Annotated in this window: 21 protein-coding genes; 6 read left to right on the forward strand and 15 right to left on the reverse strand. The window is 75.0% G+C overall.

Going from position 1 to position 19,503, the window contains the following annotated elements; genetic code table 11:
• Positions 1–82: 82 nt before the first annotated feature.
• The 8 genes from mtrA to O2W14_RS12785 all read right to left on the reverse strand — a co-directional run bounded on the left by mtrA (position 83) and on the right by O2W14_RS12785 (position 8,446).
• Positions 83–790 carry an MtrAB system response regulator MtrA gene (gene mtrA / locus O2W14_RS12750; RefSeq protein ID WP_269176467.1) on the reverse strand — a complete coding sequence of 236 codons (708 nt, stop codon included), beginning with the start codon at positions 788–790 and terminating at the stop codon, positions 83–85.
• Between the two features lie 266 nt (positions 791–1,056).
• On the reverse strand, positions 1,057–2,541 hold the full coding sequence (gene ahcY / locus O2W14_RS12755) for an adenosylhomocysteinase (protein ID WP_269176468.1): 1,485 nt from the start codon (positions 2,539–2,541) through the stop codon (positions 1,057–1,059).
• A gap of 258 nt (positions 2,542–2,799) precedes the next feature.
• Positions 2,800–4,005 carry a mannose-6-phosphate isomerase, class I gene (manA, locus tag O2W14_RS12760; protein ID WP_269176469.1) on the reverse strand — a complete coding sequence of 402 codons (1,206 nt, stop codon included), beginning with the start codon at positions 4,003–4,005 and terminating at the stop codon, positions 2,800–2,802.
• Positions 4,006–4,080: 75 nt separating this feature from the next.
• On the reverse strand, positions 4,081–5,145 hold the full coding sequence (locus O2W14_RS12765) for a cation diffusion facilitator family transporter (RefSeq protein WP_269176470.1): 1,065 nt from the start codon (positions 5,143–5,145) through the stop codon (positions 4,081–4,083).
• Positions 5,142–6,281, reverse strand: a complete 1,140-nt coding sequence (locus O2W14_RS12770; RefSeq protein WP_269176471.1) for an SIS domain-containing protein — start codon at positions 6,279–6,281, stop codon at positions 5,142–5,144. Before O2W14_RS12770 ends, O2W14_RS12765 begins: the two co-directional genes overlap by 4 nt.
• A gap of 72 nt (positions 6,282–6,353) precedes the next feature.
• Positions 6,354–6,554 carry a Trm112 family protein gene (locus O2W14_RS12775; protein WP_269176472.1) on the reverse strand — a complete coding sequence of 67 codons (201 nt, stop codon included), beginning with the start codon at positions 6,552–6,554 and terminating at the stop codon, positions 6,354–6,356.
• Positions 6,551–7,930 (reverse strand): phosphomannomutase/phosphoglucomutase, encoded by a 1,380-nt coding sequence (locus O2W14_RS12780; protein ID WP_269176473.1) that lies wholly within the window; start codon positions 7,928–7,930, stop codon positions 6,551–6,553. Before O2W14_RS12780 ends, O2W14_RS12775 begins: the two co-directional genes overlap by 4 nt.
• A gap of 105 nt (positions 7,931–8,035) precedes the next feature.
• Positions 8,036–8,446: a DUF3499 domain-containing protein gene (locus O2W14_RS12785; protein ID WP_331253595.1), complete on the reverse strand. Its 411-nt coding sequence runs from the start codon at positions 8,444–8,446 to the stop codon at positions 8,036–8,038.
• A 126-nt stretch (positions 8,447–8,572) separates the two neighbouring features.
• Here O2W14_RS12785 and O2W14_RS12790 point away from each other — a divergent pair, with 126 nt between their 5' ends.
• On the forward strand, positions 8,573–9,031 hold the full coding sequence (locus O2W14_RS12790; RefSeq protein ID WP_269176475.1) for a metallopeptidase family protein: 459 nt from the start codon (positions 8,573–8,575) through the stop codon (positions 9,029–9,031).
• A gap of 161 nt (positions 9,032–9,192) precedes the next feature.
• Positions 9,193–10,224: a hypothetical protein gene (locus tag O2W14_RS12795; protein WP_269176476.1), complete on the forward strand. Its 1,032-nt coding sequence runs from the start codon at positions 9,193–9,195 to the stop codon at positions 10,222–10,224.
• Here the strand turns inward: O2W14_RS12795 and O2W14_RS12800 are convergent.
• Together O2W14_RS12800 and O2W14_RS12805 are read right to left on the reverse strand one after the other, a co-directional pair.
• Entirely contained in the window at positions 10,202–11,098 is an 897-nt protein-coding gene (locus O2W14_RS12800) for a hypothetical protein (protein WP_269176477.1), read from the reverse strand. The two genes, O2W14_RS12795 and O2W14_RS12800, sit on opposite strands and share 23 nt — an antisense overlap.
• Positions 11,099–11,223: 125 nt before the next feature.
• Entirely contained in the window at positions 11,224–11,556 is a 333-nt protein-coding gene (locus O2W14_RS12805) for a WhiB family transcriptional regulator (protein WP_269176478.1), read from the reverse strand.
• A 301-nt stretch (positions 11,557–11,857) separates the two neighbouring features.
• Here O2W14_RS12805 and cofD point away from each other — a divergent pair, with 301 nt between their 5' ends.
• From cofD to O2W14_RS12820, 3 genes are read left to right on the forward strand one after another with little or no spacing between them, the layout of a single operon-like run.
• A complete protein-coding gene (gene cofD, locus O2W14_RS12810) occupies positions 11,858–12,808 on the forward strand; it encodes a 2-phospho-L-lactate transferase (protein ID WP_269176479.1) in 951 nt (316 codons plus the stop codon).
• A complete protein-coding gene (locus tag O2W14_RS12815) occupies positions 12,801–13,925 on the forward strand; it encodes a coenzyme F420-0:L-glutamate ligase (protein ID WP_442928838.1) in 1,125 nt (374 codons plus the stop codon). Before cofD ends, O2W14_RS12815 begins: the two co-directional genes overlap by 8 nt.
• A 49-nt stretch (positions 13,926–13,974) precedes the next feature.
• The gene (locus O2W14_RS12820) at positions 13,975–14,574 is read left to right on the forward strand and encodes a dTDP-4-dehydrorhamnose 3,5-epimerase family protein (protein ID WP_269176480.1); all 600 of its coding nucleotides are present in this window, start codon (positions 13,975–13,977) and stop codon (positions 14,572–14,574) included.
• Positions 14,575–14,664: 90 nt separating this feature from the next.
• Here O2W14_RS12820 and rfbD read toward each other — a convergent pair whose 3' ends face one another.
• Positions 14,665–15,549, reverse strand: a complete 885-nt coding sequence (gene rfbD, locus O2W14_RS12825; RefSeq protein ID WP_269176481.1) for a dTDP-4-dehydrorhamnose reductase — start codon at positions 15,547–15,549, stop codon at positions 14,665–14,667.
• The gene (gene rfbB, locus O2W14_RS12830; RefSeq protein ID WP_269176482.1) at positions 15,546–16,544 is read right to left on the reverse strand and encodes a dTDP-glucose 4,6-dehydratase; all 999 of its coding nucleotides are present in this window, start codon (positions 16,542–16,544) and stop codon (positions 15,546–15,548) included. Before rfbB ends, rfbD begins: the two co-directional genes overlap by 4 nt.
• 111 nt (positions 16,545–16,655) lie before the next feature.
• On the opposite strand from rfbB, the gene rfbA reads away from it, so the two are divergent.
• A complete protein-coding gene (gene rfbA, locus O2W14_RS12835) occupies positions 16,656–17,519 on the forward strand; it encodes a glucose-1-phosphate thymidylyltransferase RfbA (RefSeq protein ID WP_269176483.1) in 864 nt (287 codons plus the stop codon).
• Between the two features lie 29 nt (positions 17,520–17,548).
• Here the strand turns inward: rfbA and O2W14_RS12840 are convergent, their stop codons facing one another.
• The 3 genes from O2W14_RS12840 to O2W14_RS12850 form a co-directional block, all read right to left on the reverse strand.
• Positions 17,549–17,689, reverse strand: coding sequence for a hypothetical protein (locus tag O2W14_RS12840; RefSeq protein WP_269176484.1), 141 nt, complete (start codon positions 17,687–17,689; stop codon positions 17,549–17,551).
• Positions 17,690–17,784: 95 nt separating this feature from the next.
• Entirely contained in the window at positions 17,785–18,720 is a 936-nt protein-coding gene (locus O2W14_RS12845) for a DNA-3-methyladenine glycosylase family protein (RefSeq protein ID WP_269176485.1), read from the reverse strand.
• On the reverse strand, positions 18,717–19,487 hold the full coding sequence (locus tag O2W14_RS12850) for an SDR family NAD(P)-dependent oxidoreductase (RefSeq protein ID WP_269176486.1): 771 nt from the start codon (positions 19,485–19,487) through the stop codon (positions 18,717–18,719). The genes O2W14_RS12845 and O2W14_RS12850 overlap by 4 nt, the downstream gene beginning before the upstream one ends.
• Between the last annotated feature and the right edge of the window lie 16 nt (positions 19,488–19,503).

Consider the following 19,503-nt stretch of genomic DNA (forward strand, 5'->3'; position numbering starts at 1 on the left):
GTCCGGCTGAGGGCTCCGGTCGACGAGCGGCGGCCCGGTCGTGGTGCTCACCGGACCGCGGGAGCCCCGGGACGGGCGCGGCTCACGGCGGGCCGGCCTTGTAGCCGACGCCGCGGACGGTCAGGACGACCTCGGGCTTCTCCGGGTCGCGCTCGACCTTGGCGCGCAGCCGCTGCACGTGCACGTTGACGAGCCGGGTGTCGGCGGCGTGCCGGTAGCCCCACACCTGCTCGAGCAGCAGCTCGCGGGTGAACACCTGCCGGGGCTTGCGGGCCAGGGCGACGAGCAGGTCGAACTCCAGCGGGGTCAGCGCGATGGGGGCGCCGTCGCGGGTCACCTGGTGCGCGGGGACGTCGATCGAGACGTCGCCGATCGACAGGCTCTCGGCCTGGCCGTTGTCGCCGCGGCGCAGCTGGGCGCGCACCCGGGCCACGAGCTCGACGGGCTTGAAGGGCTTGGTGACGTAGTCGTCGGCGCCGGCCTCGAGCCCCTGCACGATGTCGATCGTGTCGGTCTTCGCGGTGAGCATCACGATCGGCACCGTCGACTGGGTGCGGATGTCGGCGCAGATCTGCAGGCCGTTGCGGCCGGGCAGCATCAGGTCCAGCAGCACCAGGTCGGGGCGCAGCTGCTGGAAGGTCGCGACGGCCCGGGCACCGTCGGAGACGAACGCGGGGTCGTAGCCCTCCCGGCGCAGCACGATGCCGAGCATCTCGGCGAGGGCGGCGTCGTCGTCGACGACGAGGACACGGCCGCGGCTGGTGCCGGACGACGGCGCAGAGGGGGGCACGCGCCCATTCTGCGCGACGCACGCCGGGAAACGCCCCGCCCCGCCCGGCGACTTCACCGGACGGGGCGGGAACTGCTGGTCAGCGGCCGATCGGCCGGCCGGCGACAGAGCGGGTCGAGCCGCTCGGACCGACCTGGCGCCGCGCCGTGGCACGGCTCCAGGTCAGCTCACGAGCGTCGACCACACCCTCGTCCGGCCGACCCGTCGGCCCCCTTGCAGGGTCCCGCCGCGAGCTCGCTCGTGGTGGGGGGCAAGGGGGCCCTTCATCAGTAGCGGTAGTGCTCGCTCTTGTAGGGGCCCTCGACCGGGACGCCGATGTAGTCGGCCTGCACCTTGGTGAGCTCGGTCAGCTTCACGCCGAGCGCGTCGAGGTGGAGCCGGGCCACGTGCTCGTCGAGCTTCTTGGGCAGCACGGTGACGCCGGGGGTCTTGCCCTCGTAGGCGGCGCGGTTGGTCCACAGCTCGATCTGGGCCAGCGTCTGGTTGGAGAACGACGCGCTCATCACGAAGCTGGGGTGCCCGGTGGCGTTGCCCAGGTTCAGCAGCCGGCCCTCGGACAGCACGATGATCGTGTGGCCGTCGGCGAAGCGCCACTCGTCGACCTGCGGCTTGATGTTGGTCTTCGTGATGCCCGGGGTGCGGGCGAGACCGGCCATGTCGATCTCGTTGTCGAAGTGGCCGATGTTGCCGATGATCGCCTGGTGCTTGGTCTGACCGAGCTGCTCGGCGGTGATGATGTCCTTGTTGCCGGTCGTGGTGATGATGATGTCGGCCTTGCCGATCACCTCGTCCAGCGTGGTGACCTCGTAGCCGTGCATCGCGGCCTGGAGGGCGTTGATCGGGTCGATCTCGGTGACGATGACCCGGGCACCCTGACCGCGGAGGGAGTCCGCGGACCCCTTGCCGACGTCGCCGTAGCCGCAGACGACGGCGACCTTGCCGCCGATCATGACGTCGGTGCCACGGTTGATCCCGTCGATGAGGGAGTGCCGGACGCCGTAGAGGTTGTCGAACTTGCTCTTGGTGACCGAGTCGTTGACGTTGATCGCCGGGAAGAGCAGCCGGTTGTCGCGGGCGAGCTCGTAGAGCCGCATGACACCGGTGGTGGTCTCCTCGGTGACGCCCTTGATGCCCTGGCCGATGCGGGTCCAGTACGAGTCGTCCTCGGCGATGGTGCTGCGCAGCGTGTCGAGGATGACGCCGTACTCCTCGGAGTCGGCCTCGGTGGTGTCGGGGACGACGCCGTCGGCCTCGAAGCGGGTGCCCAGGTGCACGAGCAGGGTGGCGTCGCCGCCGTCGTCCAGGATCATGTTCGGGCCGACGACGTCACCGGCGGAGTCGCGGAACTCGAACATCCGCTGGGTGCACCACCAGTACTCCGGCAGCGTCTCGCCCTTCCAGGCGAAGACCGGGACGCCGGTGGGCTCCTCGGCGGTGCCGTCGCCGACGACGATCGCCGCGGCGGCGTGGTCCTGGGTGGAGAAGATGTTGCAGCTCACCCAGCGGACGTCGGCGCCGAGGGCGGTCAGCGTCTCGATGAGCACGGCGGTCTGGATGGTCATGTGCAGCGAGCCGGCGATGCGGGCGCCGGCGAGGGGCTGGGCGTCGCCGTACTCGGCGCGCAGTGCCATCAGGCCGGGCATCTCGTGCTCGGCGAGGGAGATCTCCTTGCGGCCGAAGCCGGCGAGGGAGAGGTCGGCGACCTTGAAGTCGTCGGAGGTCAGTACGCGGGTGCCAGTGCTGGCGGTCATGTCGCTCCAGTGTCCGGCCCGGCCCCGGGTGGGCGGGCGCAGTCGGGTGCTGAGCGAGCATGCCGAGGCTTCGGCGGGGCTCGTGCCGTCCCCCAGGCTACCGCTGCCCGGCGGGGACCGACCTCTCCCAGCCAGGCGAGGCACCCGGCCGGCCCCGTCCGACCGGGTGGGGCGACCGGCGGTCCCGCCCGTCCCGGCCCTCCTGCAGCGCCCCGCCGCGAGCTCGCCCGTGGTGGGGCGCTGCAGGAGGGCCGTCGGTCAGGTCAGCTGGTCCCGCTGGGCCGGCGTCCAGGTGGTGGCGGTGGTCGCCCGGTAGAGGATCGCCGGACCGCAGGCGGTCACCAGCTGCCCGGCCGGCACGAAGGCCGACTCGCCCTTCTGCAGGACGACCTCGCCGTCGGGCCCCTCGAGGACGGCGGCGCCCTCGGTGCACAGCAGGACCTGCGGCCCCGAGGTGGTCAGCACGCCCGGCTCGAAGGCGATCTGCACGCGGGTGAGGTCGAAGTCGCGGACCGGCGTCGGGTAGCGCAGCCCGCCGGGGCCGAGCACCGGGTGGATGACCGGGACCCGGCCGTCGGTGAAGTCCAGCACCTCGATCAGCGCCGCGAGGTCGACGTGCTTGTTGGTGAGCCCACCGCGCAGCACGTTGTCCGAGCTGGCCATGACCTCGACCCCGGCACCGCTGAGGTACGCGTGCAGGTTGCCGGCGGGCAGGAACACCGCCTCGCCCGGGGCGAGGCGGAGGTGGTTGCACATCAGCGAGATGACGACGCCGGGGTCACCGGGGTAGGTCTCGGCCAGCGAGGCCGCCCACCGGTAGGTGTTGATGAACTCCGGGTCGTGCGCGGCGACGAAGCTGGCCGCCTTGGCCGCCACGGCGGTCACCAGGGACTCGCGCCGCCGCTCCGACAGCGCCAGCAGCTGCGGGATCGCGGCCCGCAGCCCGCCGTTGGCCAGCGCGGCGATGGTGGGCATCAGCTCGGCCAGCTGGAGCTTCGCCAGGCAGTGCAGGGACTCCGCGATCGGCCGGAAGCCGCACAGCGCCTCGACCGGCGTGATCGCCAGCAGGATCTCCGGCTTGTGGTACGGGTCCTTGAAGGTGCGCGTCGGGTCGTCCAGCGGGATGCCGGCGGCCTGCTCGGCGGCGAAGCCGACCTGCGCCTGGGCGGTGGTCGGGTGCGCCTGCAGCGACAACGGCAGGTCGGCGGCGAGCACCTTCATGAGGAAGGGCAGCCGGTCGCCGAAGCGGTGCCGCACGGAGTCGCCGAGCATCCCCTGGGGGTCGGCGGCGATCGCGGCGTCCAGCGGACGGCCGTCGGAGAGCACGCTGGGCTGGCCGGGGTGGGCCCCCATCCACAGCTCCGCGTACGGCTGCTCAGCGGGCGAGGGCTCGCCGAGCAGCTCGGGGATCACCGTGCGGGAGCCCCACGGGTAGTGCCGGACGGCGTTCGTCATCTGCCACATCAGCCGGGACGATACCGGCGCACACCCCCCTCGTGACCCCCGTGATCGACCGGGGTACGCCCGACCGGGTGACGCTCACCGCACGGCGGGGGTCTCCGACCACCGGATGTCCGGCTCGAGGTAGATGACCCGGGCGATCGGCACCGCGGCCCGCACCCGGCGCTCGGCCGCGTCGATGGCGTGGGCCACCGCCTCGGCGGTGTCGTCGTGCCGGACGGCGATCTTGGCGGCCACCAGCAGCTCCTCGGGGCCGAGGTGCTGGGTGCGCATGTGGATCACCGACTGCACCGAGTCCCCGTCGACCAGCGCGGCCGCGATCTGCCGCTGGGCGTCCGGGGTCGCCGACTCACCGAGCAGCAGGCTCTTGGTCTCGATGGCCAGGACGGCGGCCACGGCCACGAGCAGCAGGCCGATGGCGATGGTGCCCAGCCCGTCGTACAGGCTCTCGCCGGTGAGCGCGGACAGGCTGACGCCGACCAGCGCGAACGCCAGGCCGGTGAGCGCCGCGCTGTCCTCGAGCAGGACGACGGGCAGCTCGGGGGCGCGGGCGTGCCGGATGAAGGCCCAGTAGCTCTCCCCCGGCTTGCGGACGGCGTTGGTCTCCTTCAGCGCGGTGCGCAGCGAGAAGCTCTCCAGCGCGATCGCCACGAGCAGCACGACGATGGCGACGGTCTGCGACTCGACCTCGGCCTCCTCGCGCACCTTGTGCACGCCCTCGTAGATCGCGAAGAGGCCACCCACGCTGAACAGCACGATCGCGACGATGAAGCTGTAGATGTAGCGGTCGCGCCCGAAGCCGAAGGGGTGCTCGGGGGTCGCGGCGCGCTTGGAGCGCTTGCCACCGACCAGCAGGAGCACCTGGTTGCCGGAGTCGGCCACGGAGTGGATCGCCTCCGCCAGCATCGACGAGGCACCGGTGATCAGGAAGGCGACGAACTTCGCGACCGCGATGCCCAGGTTGGCGCCCAGGGCCGCGATGATCGCCGTCGTCCCGCCGCCGTGCCCGCCGCCACCGTGCCCGCCGCCGCCGTGCTCCCCGCCGCCGTCATCGGCGCCGGTGGCGTGCCCGTCCTTCCCTGCGCCGGGTCCGGTGGGTGCGGGGTGGGCGCCGGAGGCGGGGGCCGTGGTGCGGTCGGTCATGGCTGGAGGGCCCTCTCGTGGTCGAGCGCGAGTGCGAGGTAGACCGCGCCGAAGTCGGCGACGGCGAGCTGACGGGCGAGCCGGGCCAGCCGCGGGTGCTGGCCGGACTCGGAGTGGGCCAGGGCGGACACCGGGACGTTGTGCGCCTCGGCGATCCGCAGGGCCTCGGCGGTGGCCGCGCCGGCCGAGTGCGGCTCGCGCTCGTCGCCGTCGTGCTCGGCGGCGTGCGCGTCGCGGACGGTGATCAGCCGCAGCCGACGGCCGGCGTCGTCGGTGCGGTCGCGGAAGAAGTCGTCCTGACCGGCGGACGTCGCCAGCGGGCCGGCGAGCACGGTGCGCAGCGCGACCCGCTGGTCGGGCAGCCGGAAGCCGGCGACCGGCAGCCCGGCCAGGGTGGCCAGCTGGTCGGCGACCCGGCCGGCCGCGGCGCCGGCGAGCGGACCCTCGGCGGCGATCACCGGCAGGGCGTCGAGCAGCTCGAGGGCCAGGGTCTTGGCCGGGTTCACGAAGGACTCCCGGGCCGGACCGCACTCGGTGGCGACCTCGTCCAGGGCTGCGGCGACCTGCTCGGTGTCGGCGACCTCGGCGCCGACCAGGCCCAGCTCGGCGGCGAGCAGCAGCATCGGGGTCAGCAGCGACCACAGCGTGGCGTGCCGGACCCGCGTGGACGGGAGCGCGACGTAGGGCGCACGGGAGCTGGCGCAGGCGGCGTGCAGCGGCGCGTCCCCGGCGCCGATGCCGACCACGGCCACCCCGCGGCGGGCCGCCTCGTACGCCGGGGTGACGGCGTACCGGCCGGCCCCGGTGCGGGTGGCGATCACCGCGATGTCCGACGGGCCCATCCACACCGGGAGGTCGGGGCCGGGCACGACGTCGACGGTGACCGGGCTGGCCGGGCCGAGCAGCGCGCGCAGCAGCTGCCCGGCCACCGCGCCCTCGCGTCGGCCGATGACGACCAGCCCGCGAGGCCGGCCGGCGGAGGTGACCCGGGACAGGTCGGCCTCCTGGGTCAGCCGGGCGGTCTCCCGCACCTGCGCCCCGGCGCCGGCGACGGCCGGGAGCAACCCCCGGGGGTCGCGGGCGCGCAGCAGCGTCAGGTCGTCGAGGACCTCCTCGGCCAGCTCGGGCGAGGTCATGCTGCTGCCCTGGGGGCGTGCGTCAGCTCCATGCCCAGGGTGGTGCACCCCTGGGCGACCCCGCAAACCCGGTCAGGCGGGCAGTTGCCGCGCCTCGTCCAGGAGCAGCACCGGGATCCCGTCCCGCACCGGGAACGCGCGCCGGCACGTGGGGCAGACCAGCTCGGAGGCCTCGACGTCCACCGTGAGCGGGCTGTGGTGGGTGTCGGGGCAGGCCAGGATCTCCAGCAGCGCCGGGTCGATGCCCAGCGTGTCCTCGCCGGCGGCGGTCATGCCCGCACCAGCCCGAGCACCTCGTCGCGCAGCCCGGCCATCGCCGCGGCGTCGGGCGCCTCGACGTTGAGCCGCAGCAGCGGCTCGGTGTTGCTGGCCCGCAGGTTGAACCAGGAGCCGTCGGGCAGCGACACGGTCAGGCCGTCGAGCTCGTCGAAGGTGACGCCGTCCCGCGCGCCGAAGGTCTCCCGCACCGCAGCCACCCGGCCGGCGGCGTCGGCGACGGTGGAGTTGATCTCGCCGGAGGCGGCGTAGCGCTCGTACTGGGCGCTGATCTCCGACAGCGTGCGCGGCTGCTCGCCCAGGGCGGCGAGCACGTGCATCGCGGCGAGCATGCCGGTGTCGGCGCGCCAGAAGTCGCGGAAGTAGTAGTGCGCCGAGTGCTCGCCACCGAAGACGGCGTCGGTGCGGGCCATCTCGGCCTTGATGAACGAGTGGCCGACCCGGGTGCGCACCGGCTCGCCACCGTGCTCGCGGACGATCTCCGGCACGGCCCGGGAGGTGATCAGGTTGTGGATGATCGTCGTCCCGGTGCCCTTGGCCAGCTCGCGGACGGCGACCAGGGCGGTGATCGCCGAGGGGCTCACCGGCTCGCCGCGCTCGTCGATGATGAAGCAGCGGTCGGCGTCGCCGTCGAAGGCCAGCCCGATGTCGGCGCCGTGCTCGACCACGCCGGCCTGCAGGTCGACGAGGTTGGCCGGGTCCAGCGGGTTGGCCTCGTGGTTGGGGAAGGAGCCGTCGAGCTCGAAGTACATCGGGACGACGTCCAGCGGCAGCCCGTCGAGCACCACCGGCACCGTGAACCCGCCCATGCCGTTGCCGGCGTCGACGACGACCTTGAGCGGGCGGATGCCGGAGAGGTCGACCAACCCGCGCAGGTAGGTGGCGTACTCGGCGACGAGGTCGCGGCTGGTCACCGTGCCCGGCTGGGTCACCTCGCGCTCGAAGACGGCCGCGCCGTCCACGAGCTGCTCGGTGACCTCGCGGATCTGCACCAGCCCGGAGTCCTGGCCGATCGGCGCCGCACCGGCCCGGCAGAGCTTGATGCCGTTGTACTGCGCCGGGTTGTGGCTGGCGGTGAACATCGCACCGGGCATGTCCAGCGACCCGGCGGCGAAGTACAGCATGTCGGTGGAGCCCAGCCCGGCCTCGACGACGTCGACGCCGCGGGACAGCACGCCCTCGGCGAAGGCCCGCGACAGCGGCACCGACGACTCACGCATGTCGTGGGCGGTGACGACGGTGGTCGCGCCGGTCTCGGCGTGCACGAACTCGGCGAACGCGGACCCGATGGCCCGGGCCACGTCCTCGTCCCACTGCTGCGGGACCAGGCCCCGGACGTCGTAGGCCTTGATGATCGACGACAGGTCGGACAACAGCTCACCCTCGCACTCGTGGAGCCACGGTCCGGCGACCGGCGGCGCCCGACCCTATCGGCGCGAGCGGCTCACAGGCGCGTCGAGCGGGCCGATGCCCCCCCGTCAGGGGAGGTCGGGCAGGATGCGCAGGTGCCCGCGGCGCATGCCGCTGCCGTCGTCGGCGGGGTCGCGCGGCGGCTCGGGACGGGCCGCCTCGCGGACGGCGTCGGCCAGGGCGAGCAGGTCGTCACCGGTGGGGCCGGCGTCCTCGGCGTCGATCTCGTGCCGGACGACCTCCCACCCGCGCGGCACGGTGAGCCGCTCGGCGTGGAACTCGCACAGGTCGTAGCTGTGCGGCTCCGAGTACGTCGCGAGCGGGCCGACCACGGCCGTGGACTCCGCGTACACGTACGTCAGGGTCGCCGCTGCCGGTTGCGCGCAGCCGCTGCGCGAGCACCGCCGAGACTGCCTCACCACCGGTTCCTCACGTCCAGCACAGTAATCCCGGACCCCCGGTGCGGGCAGCACCGACACCGGGGTCGGCACCAGGTTCACCTCTGGTCCCGCCAGGCACCCCCCGTCCCGCGGGCCCCGGTCCCGGCACGGCCGTACCGCTGCCGGCGCCGGTCGGCCGGACGGCGACGTAGGCTGCCCCCCGCGATGGACCGTCCCCCTGCACGCGCCCGGCGCGACCGCCACGGCCGCGGCCTGCGCGGCCGCCTCGTCCCCCCGACCGTGCCGCTGTCCCGCAGCCGCGCGGAGCAGTTCGACGACCTCGTCCTGGACGCGGTGGAGGACCTGGAGCGCCGCTGGGAGCGGGAGCTGGCCGGCGTGGAGTTCGCCGTCGAGGACGTGCCCTGGGTCGACCACAGCAGCCCGGACGACGTGGTGCTGGACTCCGACGTGCTCGACGACAGCAGCGTCCCGCTCGCCCGGGTGCTGCCCGCGCACCGCGAGGGCGGGCAGGAGCACCCGCCGCGGATCGTGGTCTACCGGCGCCCGCTGGAGATCCGCGCCGCCGACCGCGACGACCTGGCCGACCTGGTGCGCGACGTCGTCGTCGACCAGGTCGCGGTGCTGCTGGGCCGCGACCCGGAGGAGATCGACCCCACCGGCTGACGGAGGACCCCCCGTCCCGAGGCTCGTCCCGAGCGTGCGAGGGACGACGAGGACGGGATCCTCCGACTCGCGGCGGGCCCTCGCGGAGGGCCCCTGTCGAGGAGCCGGTCGGGTGGGAGCGGTGGAGCAGGACCGGCCCCGCTGACATGCTGGGCGGTGACATGGGCACTGCAGCAGAGGCGCAACCGGGCACCTGGATCGCCGTCGGCGTCCTGGTCGGACTGGCGCTGGCGCTGCTCGTCGGCGTCCTCGTCGGTGGGGTGCTGCGCGGCTGCCGCGCGGCCCGGGCCCAGCGGGCCCCCGCCCCGGCGGTGGAGCCACCGCCCGCGCCGGCGACCGGCTTCGCCGTCGACGACCTCCCCGGCTTCCTGGACCGCCCCCCGGGCTCGGACGGCGACCGGGGCACGCCGCCCGTGACCGGACGGGCACCGGTGGCCGACGCGCCGCGGACCGGCTCGACCGCGGCGGCCTCCCCCGCGCCCCGCCGGGACGACGCCCCGCCCGGCCGCGGCGGGACGGTGGGGCTCACCGCCTCGGCCGTGCTGCTGGTGGCCGCGGTCCTGGTCGCCTTCGCCGGCGGCTCCTCGGTCACCTCCCCCGTCGCCGACGCCAGCGTCCCGACCCCGGCCGGCGGGACCCCGACCCCCGCACCCACCCCCGCGGCGCCGGCGGCGGACGCCGACACCCCCGCCGGGGCGCTCGCGCTGACCTCGGTGCCGCTGGCCGACTCCGGCGTCGCGGCGACGGCGACCTTCCAGGGCCTGGTGCTCGAGCAGCGCGCGGTGGGGCTGACCGTCACCTACCCCGGCGTCAGCGTCACCACCGACGGCCGACGGTCGCTGGCCCACGTGCGGCTGCCGACCTGGAACTGCCTCACCCCCGAGCCGCCGGCCGACCCGACGCAGGCCAACTGCGTGCCCACCCCGACCGAGTACGCCGACCTGGCCGACCCGGGTCTGCAGGTCTCCCGGGACGGCGACCGGGTGGAGCTGACCGGCCGGTTCGCCACCTACACGCGCCCCAACGGCACCGCGCCGGTCTACACGGGCCGGACGTACCAGCTCGCCGCGGCGTTCACCCCCGACGGCCCGGTGCGCGACGGCGCGGCACCGGCGACGGGCGTCGTCCGGATCGGTCTGGACCTCGCCCCGGCCGTCGCCGAGCCCGGGGTCAACCGGCTGCAGCACCCCTGACGGCGGTCCCCGCGCCGCCGGTCGACCGCAGCGGGGAGCGCCGGCCCAGCCGCACCAGCCCGGCGGAGGCGGTCAGCGTCACCGAGGGCTGACCCAGCTCCCGGCGGAGCCCGCCGACCTCGCTGCTCCCCCACCACGGCCAGCGGTCGGTCCCGGCGGGACCGCGGTCGAGCAGGGTCAGCAGGACGGCGGTCGGCTGACCGGCCGACCGGCCGGGGACGACGGCCAGCTCGAGCTGGCCGATCGCGGCGTGCAGCCGGGCCGCGGCGCGGACGAACACCTGCTGCGGCGCCGGCACCCGGGCCAGCACCGCCGGCAGCTCGCGCTCCAGCTCGGCCGGGTCGACCGTGCGGCGGACGTCGGCGACGGTGTCGAGCTCGTCGACGAGCCGGCGGCTGCGGCTGTTGGACAGCTGGGAGTCCGGCATCACCGCCGCCAGGGAGGCCAGCGTCGGGTCACCGAGCGGGAGGCCGGCCAGCCGCAGCGTCCACGGTCCGCGCAGTCGCTCGAGCAGGTCGACCAGGCCCTCGGCCAGCTGCGCGGCGACCTCGGGGTCGCGGGCGAGCAGCCGGGCGGGCGGGCGCCCCTCGGGCAGCGGGCCGGGCTCGGCGCCGAGCAGGGTGACCGCGGTGGTGGCGCCGCGGCGCCTGAGGGCGAGCAGGGCGGCGCCGTCGGGGCCGCCGCCCGGGGTGCGCTCGACGACGACCGCGCGGGGGCGGACCCGGGCGAGCGGCCGGGTCGGCTGGACGTTGAGGGCGGCGGTCAGCCAGGGCCCGCGGGCGGGCACGGGGGCGGCGAGGTCGGCCATGAGCGGCGCGGCGGCGCGGACCTCACGCAGCACCGGCGCGCGCCCGTCGGCCACGCGGATCAGCACACCGCTCAGTCGACCACACCCGAGGGGGACCGGGTGGACCAACGGTCAGCAGCGCGGTGTCGGTCGGCCCCGTCGCAGGGCCCCGCCCCGAGCCTGCGAGGGGCGGGGGGCGACGGGGTCCTTCTTCAGGCGCGGCGGCGGAGGCGGCGGCGCTCACGCTCGGAGAGGCCGCCCCAGATGCCGAACCGCTCGTCGTTGCCCAGCGCGTACTCCAGGCACTCGGCCCGGACCTCGCAGCCGGTGCAGATCTTCTTCGCCTCGCGGGTGGAGCCGCCCTTCTCCGGGAAGAAGGCCTCCGGGTCGGTCTCGGCGCACAGCGCGCGCTCCTGCCACCCCTGCTCGTCGCCGTCCAGCAGGCCGAAGCCGGCGTCGAAGACGCTGGTCGCACCCCGCACGTCGGCAGCCGGCGTGGGCGCCGTCGTGGACTGGTGCTCGCTCAACCAAGAGACCTCGGCCATCACGTTGCGTCCCCTCTCGCTCCGTCACGGCGTGCGTCCCCGGGCGGTTCCCGGGCGGCCAGCGCCTGATGACGACATCGGAATTACACGCGTGTCGTTGAGTCGGGGTCAAGTCGGACCGGTGTAATGCCCAGACTCACAGGTCACACCCGTCCCGCGTCGTCCGGTGGTGGTCACCAGCCACCCCGACACGCCGCCCGCCTGGACACCATCTGCCATGGGGACAGGCCCGTTTCGTGCAGTTCGCCGGGGCCGGTGCCGGGTGCCCGGTGCACTTCTGCCGATCAGGCACCATGGCGGGGTGCACATCGTCGTTCTGGCCGGTGGCGTCGGTGGCGCCCGCTTCCTCCGTGGCCTGCTGGACGCCGCACCCGACGCCGAGGTCACCGCGGTGGTCAACACCGGCGACGACGTGACGATGCACGGGCTGCGGATCTGCCCCGACCTGGACACCGTGATGTACACGCTCGGTGACGGGATCGACGAGGAGCGCGGCTGGGGCCAGCGCGGCGAGACCTGGACGGTCAAGGAGCAGCTGGCCGCCTACGGCGCCGAGCCGACCTGGTTCGGCCTCGGTGACCGCGACCTCGCCACGCACCTGGTGCGCACCCGGATGCTCGGCGCAGGCCACCCGCTGTCGGAGGTCACCGCGACCCTGGCGCAGCGCTGGCAGCCCGGCGTCCGGCTGCTGCCGATGAGCGACCAGCGGGTGGAGACCCACGTGGTCGTCGACGACCCGGCGACCGGTGGCGAGCGCACGATCCACTTCCAGGAGTGGTGGGTGCGCCACCGCGCCGCGCTCGACGCGCACCGGTTCGTCCAGGTCGGCGTGGAGGACGCCCGGCCCGGTCCGGGGGTGGTGGAGGCGCTGACCACCGCCGACGCGGTGCTCCTCGCCCCGTCCAACCCCGTGGTGTCCATCGGCACCGTGCTGGGGGTGCCGGGCGTCCGCGACGCGCTCCGGGCCGCGTCCGGGCGGGTCGTCGGTGTGTCCCCCATCGTGTCCGGCGCGGCGCTGCGCGGCATGGCCGACCGCTGCCTGCCGGTGCTGGGCGTAGAGGTCAGCGCCGAGGGCGTGGGCCGGCACTACGGCGCCCGCTCCGCCGGCGGGGTGCTCGACGCCTGGCTGGTGCACACCGGCGACGCCGCCGCCGTCCCCGGTGTCGAGGTCCGCTCGGTGCCGCTGCTGATGAGCGACCCGGCCGCCACCCGCGCGCTGGCCCGGGCCGCGCTGGACGCCGCCGGTGTCTGACGGAGGACCCCCCTGCCCCCCGCCACTCGCGAGCTCGCGGCGGGCCCCTGCAGGGGGGCCTGAGCCGGGGATCTCGGTGCACCCGGTGCCGGGGCTGCCGGAGTTCGTCCCCGGGGACGACCTCGCCGCGGCCCTCGCGTCCGCCGCCCCCTGGCTGGCCGACGACGACGTCCTGGTGGTGACCAGCAAGGTCGTGGCCAAGGTCGAGGGCAACCTGGTGCGCGTCGAGCCCGGCGCCGACCGGGAGGCCGCGCGGCAGCAGGCGATCACCGACGAGACGGTGCGGGTGGTGGCCCGCCGCGGCCCGCTACGGATCGTGGAGACCCGGCACGGCTGGGTCGTCGCCGCTGCCGGCATCGACGCCTCCAACGTCGCCGCCGACACCCTGGTGCTGTTGCCGGCCGACGCCGACGCCTCCGCCCGCCGACTGCGCGAGCGGCTGGCCGAGCTGCTGGGCGTGACCGTGGCGGTCGTGGTCAGCGACACCTTCGGCCGCCCGTGGCGGGACGGCGTGGCCGACGTGGCCATCGGCGCGGCCGGGCTGCCCGCGCTGGTCGACCACCGCGGCAGCCTCGACTCGCACGGCAACCGGCTGGAGACCACCCAGGTCGCGGTGGTCGACGAGCTCGCCGCCGCCGCCGACCTGGTGAAGGGCAAGCTCAGCGGCGTCCCGGTCGCCGTCGTCCGCGGGTTGCACCTCACCGCGCCGGCGCCGGACACCGGCACGCGCCCGCTGGTGCGGCTGGGCCCGGGCGACCTGTTCGCCACCGGCACCCGCGACCTGGTCGGCAGCCGCGGCCCGGCGCCGTTGCTCACCCGCCGCCCCGGCGCCGGGCAGGCGGTCACCGAGGCGTTCCGGGTCGCGGTCACCGCGCTGCCGGAGTTCCCCGTCGTCTTCCGCTACGGCCTGGAGGACGACGGTGCCGACGGCGACGTGGTCGCCGTCCACCTGGCCGAGCCGGTCACGCCGGGGGCCGCGCTGTCCGTCGGCGCGCTCGTCGGCGCCGCGCTGGTCCAGCTGCAGGCGGAGGGGTGGGCCACCCGCTGGGTGCCGGTGGCCACCCTCGGCGGCAGCTCGCTGGTCGGCCGGCTGCGGCTGGGCGCCCCTCCTCACTGAGGGGTGGGTGCGGCTGTGCCCCTCCGGGTGCAGTCGATAGCGTCGGGCCGTGGAGATCCGCGAGCTCGCCGTGCCCGACAGCTACGTCCTGGACCTGGTGCCGCACGGTGACGCCCGGGGCCGGTTCACCGAGTGGTACCGCGCCGACGTCCTCGCCGAGGCCGTGGGGCGCCCGCTGCCCCTGGCCCAGGCCAACCACAGCGTGTCCGCCCGTGGCGTGCTGCGCGGCGTGCACTTCGCCCTCGTCCCGCCGGGGCAGGCCAAGTACGTCTACTGCCCGGCCGGCCGGGTGCTCGACGTGGTCGTCGACGTCCGGGTCGGCTCACCCACCTTCGGCGTGCACGACGCGGTGGTGCTCGACAGCGAGCAGCCGCGCGCGGTGTACCTGGCCGAGGGGCTGGGTCACGCGTTCGTCTCCCTGGCCGACGCCAGCTCGGTGACCTACCTGGTCTCCAGCGGCTACTCCCCGGGCCGGGAGTTCGGCGTCCACCCGTTGGACCCGGCGCTGGACCTGCCGTGGCCGGCCGACCTGGAGTTCGAGCTGTCGGCCAAGGACCTCGCCGCCCCGACCCTCGAGCAGGCCCGCGAGCAGGGCCTGCTGCCCACCCTGGAGCAGTGCACCGCCCGCTACGCCGAGCAGCGAGCCTGACCCTCGAGGGCCATGTCCGCGAACATGGCCCCTTCCGGTCCGCGACGAGCCGTGAGGGGCGGAAGTGGCCACTTTCGCCCTCACGGGCTGTCAGGGGCGAAGCGCGCCGAGGGCGGTGAGGCAGTCGCGGAGCGAGGGTTCCCAGGCCGGGAGCGGGGTGAGGCCGGCGGCGGTCCAGCCGGTGCCGGCCAGCACCGAGTAGGCGGGCCGGTGGGCCGGGGTCGGGTAGGCGCTGGTCGGGATGGGCAGCACCCGCGCGGGGTCGGCGCCGGCGCCGGTGAAGACCGCCTGCGCCAGCCCGTGCCAGGTGGTGGCGCCGGTGTTGGTGGCGTGCAGGACGCCGCGGGTCGAGGTCTGCGCGACCTCGACCAGGGCGCGGGCGAGGTCGGCGGCCCAGGTGGGGCTGCCGGTCTGGTCGGCCACCACCGAGACGGTGTCCCGCTCGGACTCCAGCCGGAGCATGGTGCGCACGAAGTTCTTCCCGTGCGCGGCGTACACCCAGGCGGTGCGCACCACCACGGCGTCGTCGTCCACGGCGGCGACGGCGCGTTCGCCGGCGAGCTTGGTGCGCCCGTACGCCGTCCTCGGGGCCGGCTCGTCGTCGGTGCGGTAGGGCCGGTCGGCGTCGCCGGCGAAGACGTAGTCGGTGGAGACGTGCACCAGGCGGCCACGGCCGGCCAGCTCCTCGGCCAGCCAGCCCGGCGCCGACCCGTTGACCAGCCCGGCGACCGTCTCGTCGCCCTCGGCGGCGTCGACGGCGGTGTAGGCGGCGGCGTTGAGCACCACCGGGCGGGCGCCGCGGGCCAGGGCGTCGTCCCGCCAGGCGCCGACCACCCCGCGCACCTGCGCCTCGTCGGTGAGGTCGAGCGCGGCACGGCCCAGGGCGGTGACGTCGGCGCCGGCGAGCAGCGCCTGCAGGTCGGTGCCCAGCTGCCCGGTCGCGCCGGTGACCAGCCAGGCGGTCGGGGCGGTCACGCCCGGGCGGTGGCGGCGGCGGCCTTGAGCGGCTCCCACCAGGCGCGGTTGTCCCGGTACCACTGCACGGTCAGCGCCAGCCCCTCCTCGAAGCCCATCCGCGGGGCGTAGCCGAGGGCGGCGGTCTTCGAGTGGTCGACGGAGTAGCGCAGGTCGTGGCCACCGCCGCGGGGGTCGACGATGTGGTCGACGTAGCTCCAGTCGCGGCCGGTGGCCGCCAGCAGCTTCTCCGTCAGCTCCCGGTTGGACAGCTCCCGGCCGCCGCCGATGTTGTAGAACTCCCCCGCCGCGCCCTGCTCCAGCACCAGCTGGATGCCGCGGCAGTGGTCGTCGACGAACAGCCAATCGCGCACGTTGGCGCCCTCGCCGTAGAGCGGGACCGTGTGCCCGTCGAGCAGGTTGGTCACGAACAGCGGGATGACCTTCTCCGGGAAGTGGTACGGCCCGTAGTTGTTGCTGCACCGGGTGACGGAGATGTCCAGCCCGTAGGTCTTCGCGTAGGCGCGGGCGATCAGGTCGCTGCCGGCCTTGGCCGCCGAGTAGGGCGAGTTGGGCTCCAGGAGGTGGTCCTCGGTCCAGGAGCCGGTGTCGATGGAGCCGTAGACCTCGTCGGTGGAGACGTGCACGACCCGGCGGACCCGGTGGCGCAGGCAGGCCTCGAACACCTGCTGGGCACCGAGCACGTTGGTCAGCACGAAGTCGGCGGCGGCCCCGCCGATCGAGCGGTCCACGTGGGACTCGGCGGCGAAGTTGACCACCACGTCGTGCCCGGGGACGGCGGCGTCGAGGTCGGCGGGTGAGCAGATGTCGCCCTGCACGAACCGGTAGCGCGGGTTCGCAGCGATCGGGGCCAGGTTGGCCAGGTTGCCGGCGTAGGTGAGCTTGTCGAACACCGTCACCTCGGCGTCCTCGAAGCCCGGGTAGCCGCCGGACAGCATGGTCCGGACGTAGTGGGATCCGATGAAGCCGGCACCGCCGGTGACCAGGACGCGCATGCCGGTGACCGTAGTCAACGCGGGCCGACGGCCGGGGGACGAAGCGGTGTCGGTCATCCGCCGGGGTGAGCGTGACTGCCCGTGTCCGGACGCGGGCTCTAAGTTCAGCCCATGCGCGGGATCATCCTGGCCGGTGGGACCGGCAGTCGTCTGTGGCCGATCACCCTCGGCGTCAGCAAGCAGCTCATGCCGGTCTACGACAAGCCGATGATCTACTACCCGCTGTCCACGCTGATGATGGCGGGGATCCGCGAGGTCCTGGTCATCACCACCCCGGAGGACCGGGACGCCTTCGCCCGTCTGCTCGGCGACGGCAGCCGGCTCGGCATGCGGATCGAGTACGCCGTGCAGCCCCGCCCCGAGGGCCTGGCGCAGGCGTTCCTGATCGGTGCGGACTTCCTCGACGGGCAGGCCGCCGCCCTGGTGCTGGGCGACAACATCTTCTACGGCGCGGGCCTGGGCACCGCGCTCTCCCGGCTCCCGGAGCCCGACGGCGGGCACGTCTTCGCCTACCACGTGGCCAACCCGCAGGACTACGGCGTCGTGGAGTTCGACGCGTCCGGCCGGGTGCTGTCCATCGAGGAGAAGCCGGCCACGCCGAAGAGCTCCTACGCCGTCCCCGGCCTGTACTTCTTCGGCCGCGACGTCGTCGAGGTGGCCCGCGGCATCACCCCCAGCGCGCGGGGCGAGCTGGAGATCACCGCGGTCAACGACCACTACCTGCGCGCCGACCGGCTCACCGTCACCGTGCTGGACCGCGGCACCGCCTGGCTGGACACCGGCACCTTCGCCTCGCTGCGCCAGGCCACCGAGTTCGTCTCCGTGGTCGAGGAACGGCAGGGCCTGAAGATCGGCTGCATCGAGGAGGTCGCCTGGCGCAACGGCTGGCTGGACGACGAGGGCCTGCGCGCCATCGCCGAGCCGCTGGGCAAGAGCGGCTACGGCGCCTACCTGCTCGGCCTGCTCGCCGGCTGAGCCGGGGGGACGCCGTCCCCCCGGTCAGGTCAGGCCGGGACGACGTCGGTGGTGAGCGCGAGCTCGCTGACGATGCCCGGCGACCCGGGCCGGACGCTGTTCGCCTGCTGCGCCCCGGCGGGCACGTCCTCCCGCGAGGCGCTGGACCCGCTGGCCAGCTGGTCGCTCACCAGCCGTCCCCGCGTCTGGTGAAGGACCTCCTCGCCCCCCACCACTCGCGGGCTCGTGGCGGGCCCCTGCGAGGAGGCCGCGAGCCGGCGGAGGCCTAGAAGGCCCGGTAGTCCGTCGGCGCCATCCGGGGGCCGCGCTTGGGCGGCATGCTGCCGCCGATCCCGAGCAGCCGGACGACGCGCTGTCGGTGCCCGCGCCAGGGCTCGAGCAGCTCCAGCATCCCCGCGTCGTCGGTCTTGCGGCGGGCCAGCGACCAGCCGACCAGGTTCTTCAGGTGGTAGTCCCCGACGCTGACCTCGTCCGGGCAGCCCAACGCGCGCTGCACGACCTCGGCGGCGGTCCACACCCCGATGCCGGGCACCGACTGCAGCCGGCGGCGCAGCAGCGCGCAGTCCTCCTCGTGGTCACGCATATCGGTGACCTCCAGCCGGGAGGCCACCGAGGCGACCGCCCGCAGCGCGCGGCGGCGGGCGCCGTCCAGGCCGCAGGCGTGCCACTGCCAGTCGGTGACCGCCAGCACCCGCTCCGGCGAGGGCAGCACCCGCATCCCCTCCGGTGCCGGGCCGGGCGCCGGCTCCCCCGCCAGCCGCAGCAGCTCCCGCCAGGTGCGGTGCGCCTCGATGCCGGTGACCTTCTGCTCCAGGACGGCGGGCAGCAGGGCGTCCCACACCCGCCCGGTGCTGCCCAGCCGCAGCCACGGGCTGGCGCGGTGCAGCCGCTCCACCAGCGGGTGGGCGGCGGCGTCGAAGCCGTCGACGCAGTCCTCGGCGCCCAGCCAGCGCGCCGCGGTCGCCCCGGCCCAGTCGGCACCGGGCCCCCACGCCTGCACCCGCACCGCGGTGGCGCCGCCGGACAGCCGCACGGTGGCGGGGCCGTCGGGGGTGCTCGTCGTCCGCCAGACGCCGTCCTCGGCCATCCGCAGCGTCGGGTCGCCGGTGCCGCGCCGGTCCCGGGACAGGATGCGGCGCACGTCGATCGGCCAGTCGGGGGTGAAGACCGCGTCGTGCCCCAGCTCGGTCGCGGAGCTCACTTGGGCGCCATGCGGAGGGCGCCGTCCATCCGGATGACCTCGCCGTTGAGGTAGTCGTGCCGGATGACGTCCAGCGCCAGCTCGGCGTAGTCCTCGGGGCGGGCCAGCCGCTTGGGGAACGGGATGCCGGCGGCCAGGCTCTGCTGTGCGGCCTCGGGCAGCCCGGCGACCATCGGGGTGTCGACCAGGCCGGGGGCGATGGTGCAGACCCGGACGCCGACCGCGGACAGGTCGCGGGCGGCGGGCAGGGTGAGGCCCACGACGCCGCCCTTGCTCGCGGCGTAGGCGACCTGGCCGATCTGCCCCTCGTAGGCGGCCACCGAGGCGGTGTTCAGGACGATGCCGCGGGAGCCGTCGGCGGCGGGCTCGGTGCGGGCCATCGCCGCCGCCGCCAGCCGCAGCACGTTGAAGGTGCCGACCAGGTTGACCATCACGGTGCGGGTGAAGTCGGGCAGCCCGTGCGCCGAGCCGTCGCGCTCCAGCGTGCGCCCGACCCAGGCGATGCCGGCGCAGTTCACCGCGATCCGCAGCGGCCGGCCCTTGCCGGTGGCCTCCTCGACCGCCGCCTGCACCGACGCCTCGTCGGTGACGTCGGTGCGCACGAACGTGGTGTCCCCGCCGAGCTCGGCGGCCAGCGCGGTGCCCAGCTCCTCCTGCAGGTCCAGGACCGTCACCGCCACGCCGGCCGCGGTGAGCGCGCGGGTGGTGGCGGCGCCGAGCCCGGAGGCCCCGCCGGTGACGACAGCGGCGACAGCGAGGTCCTTCATGCCGGCCAAGGTAACC

It is taken from the genome of Modestobacter sp. VKM Ac-2986 (assembly GCF_026967795.1).
Taxonomy (GTDB): domain Bacteria; phylum Actinomycetota; class Actinomycetes; order Mycobacteriales; family Geodermatophilaceae; genus Modestobacter.

What these genes read in the sequence shown, in the direction of transcription:
- ahcY (WP_269176468.1), bottom strand. Translation starts at nt 2,541, where the DNA reads ATGACCGCCAGCACTGGCACCCGCGTACTGACCTCCGACGACTTCAAG.
- manA (WP_269176469.1), bottom strand. Translation starts at nt 4,005, where the DNA reads ATGTGGCAGATGACGAACGCCGTCCGGCACTACCCGTGGGGCTCCCGC.
- O2W14_RS12765 (WP_269176470.1), bottom strand. Translation starts at nt 5,145, where the DNA reads ATGACCGACCGCACCACGGCCCCCGCCTCCGGCGCCCACCCCGCACCC.
- O2W14_RS12770 (WP_269176471.1), bottom strand. Translation starts at nt 6,281, where the DNA reads ATGACCTCGCCCGAGCTGGCCGAGGAGGTCCTCGACGACCTGACGCTG.
- O2W14_RS12775 (WP_269176472.1), bottom strand. Translation starts at nt 6,554, where the DNA reads ATGACCGCCGCCGGCGAGGACACGCTGGGCATCGACCCGGCGCTGCTG.
- O2W14_RS12790 (WP_269176475.1), top strand. Translation starts at nt 8,573, where the DNA reads ATGGACCGTCCCCCTGCACGCGCCCGGCGCGACCGCCACGGCCGCGGC.
- O2W14_RS12795 (WP_269176476.1), top strand. Translation starts at nt 9,193, where the DNA reads ATGGGCACTGCAGCAGAGGCGCAACCGGGCACCTGGATCGCCGTCGGC.
- O2W14_RS12805 (WP_269176478.1), bottom strand. Translation starts at nt 11,556, where the DNA reads ATGGCCGAGGTCTCTTGGTTGAGCGAGCACCAGTCCACGACGGCGCCC.
- rfbB (WP_269176482.1), bottom strand. Translation starts at nt 16,544, where the DNA reads ATGCGCGTCCTGGTCACCGGCGGTGCCGGCTTCATCGGATCCCACTAC.
- rfbA (WP_269176483.1), top strand. Translation starts at nt 16,656, where the DNA reads ATGCGCGGGATCATCCTGGCCGGTGGGACCGGCAGTCGTCTGTGGCCG.
- O2W14_RS12850 (WP_269176486.1), bottom strand. Translation starts at nt 19,487, where the DNA reads ATGAAGGACCTCGCTGTCGCCGCTGTCGTCACCGGCGGGGCCTCCGGG.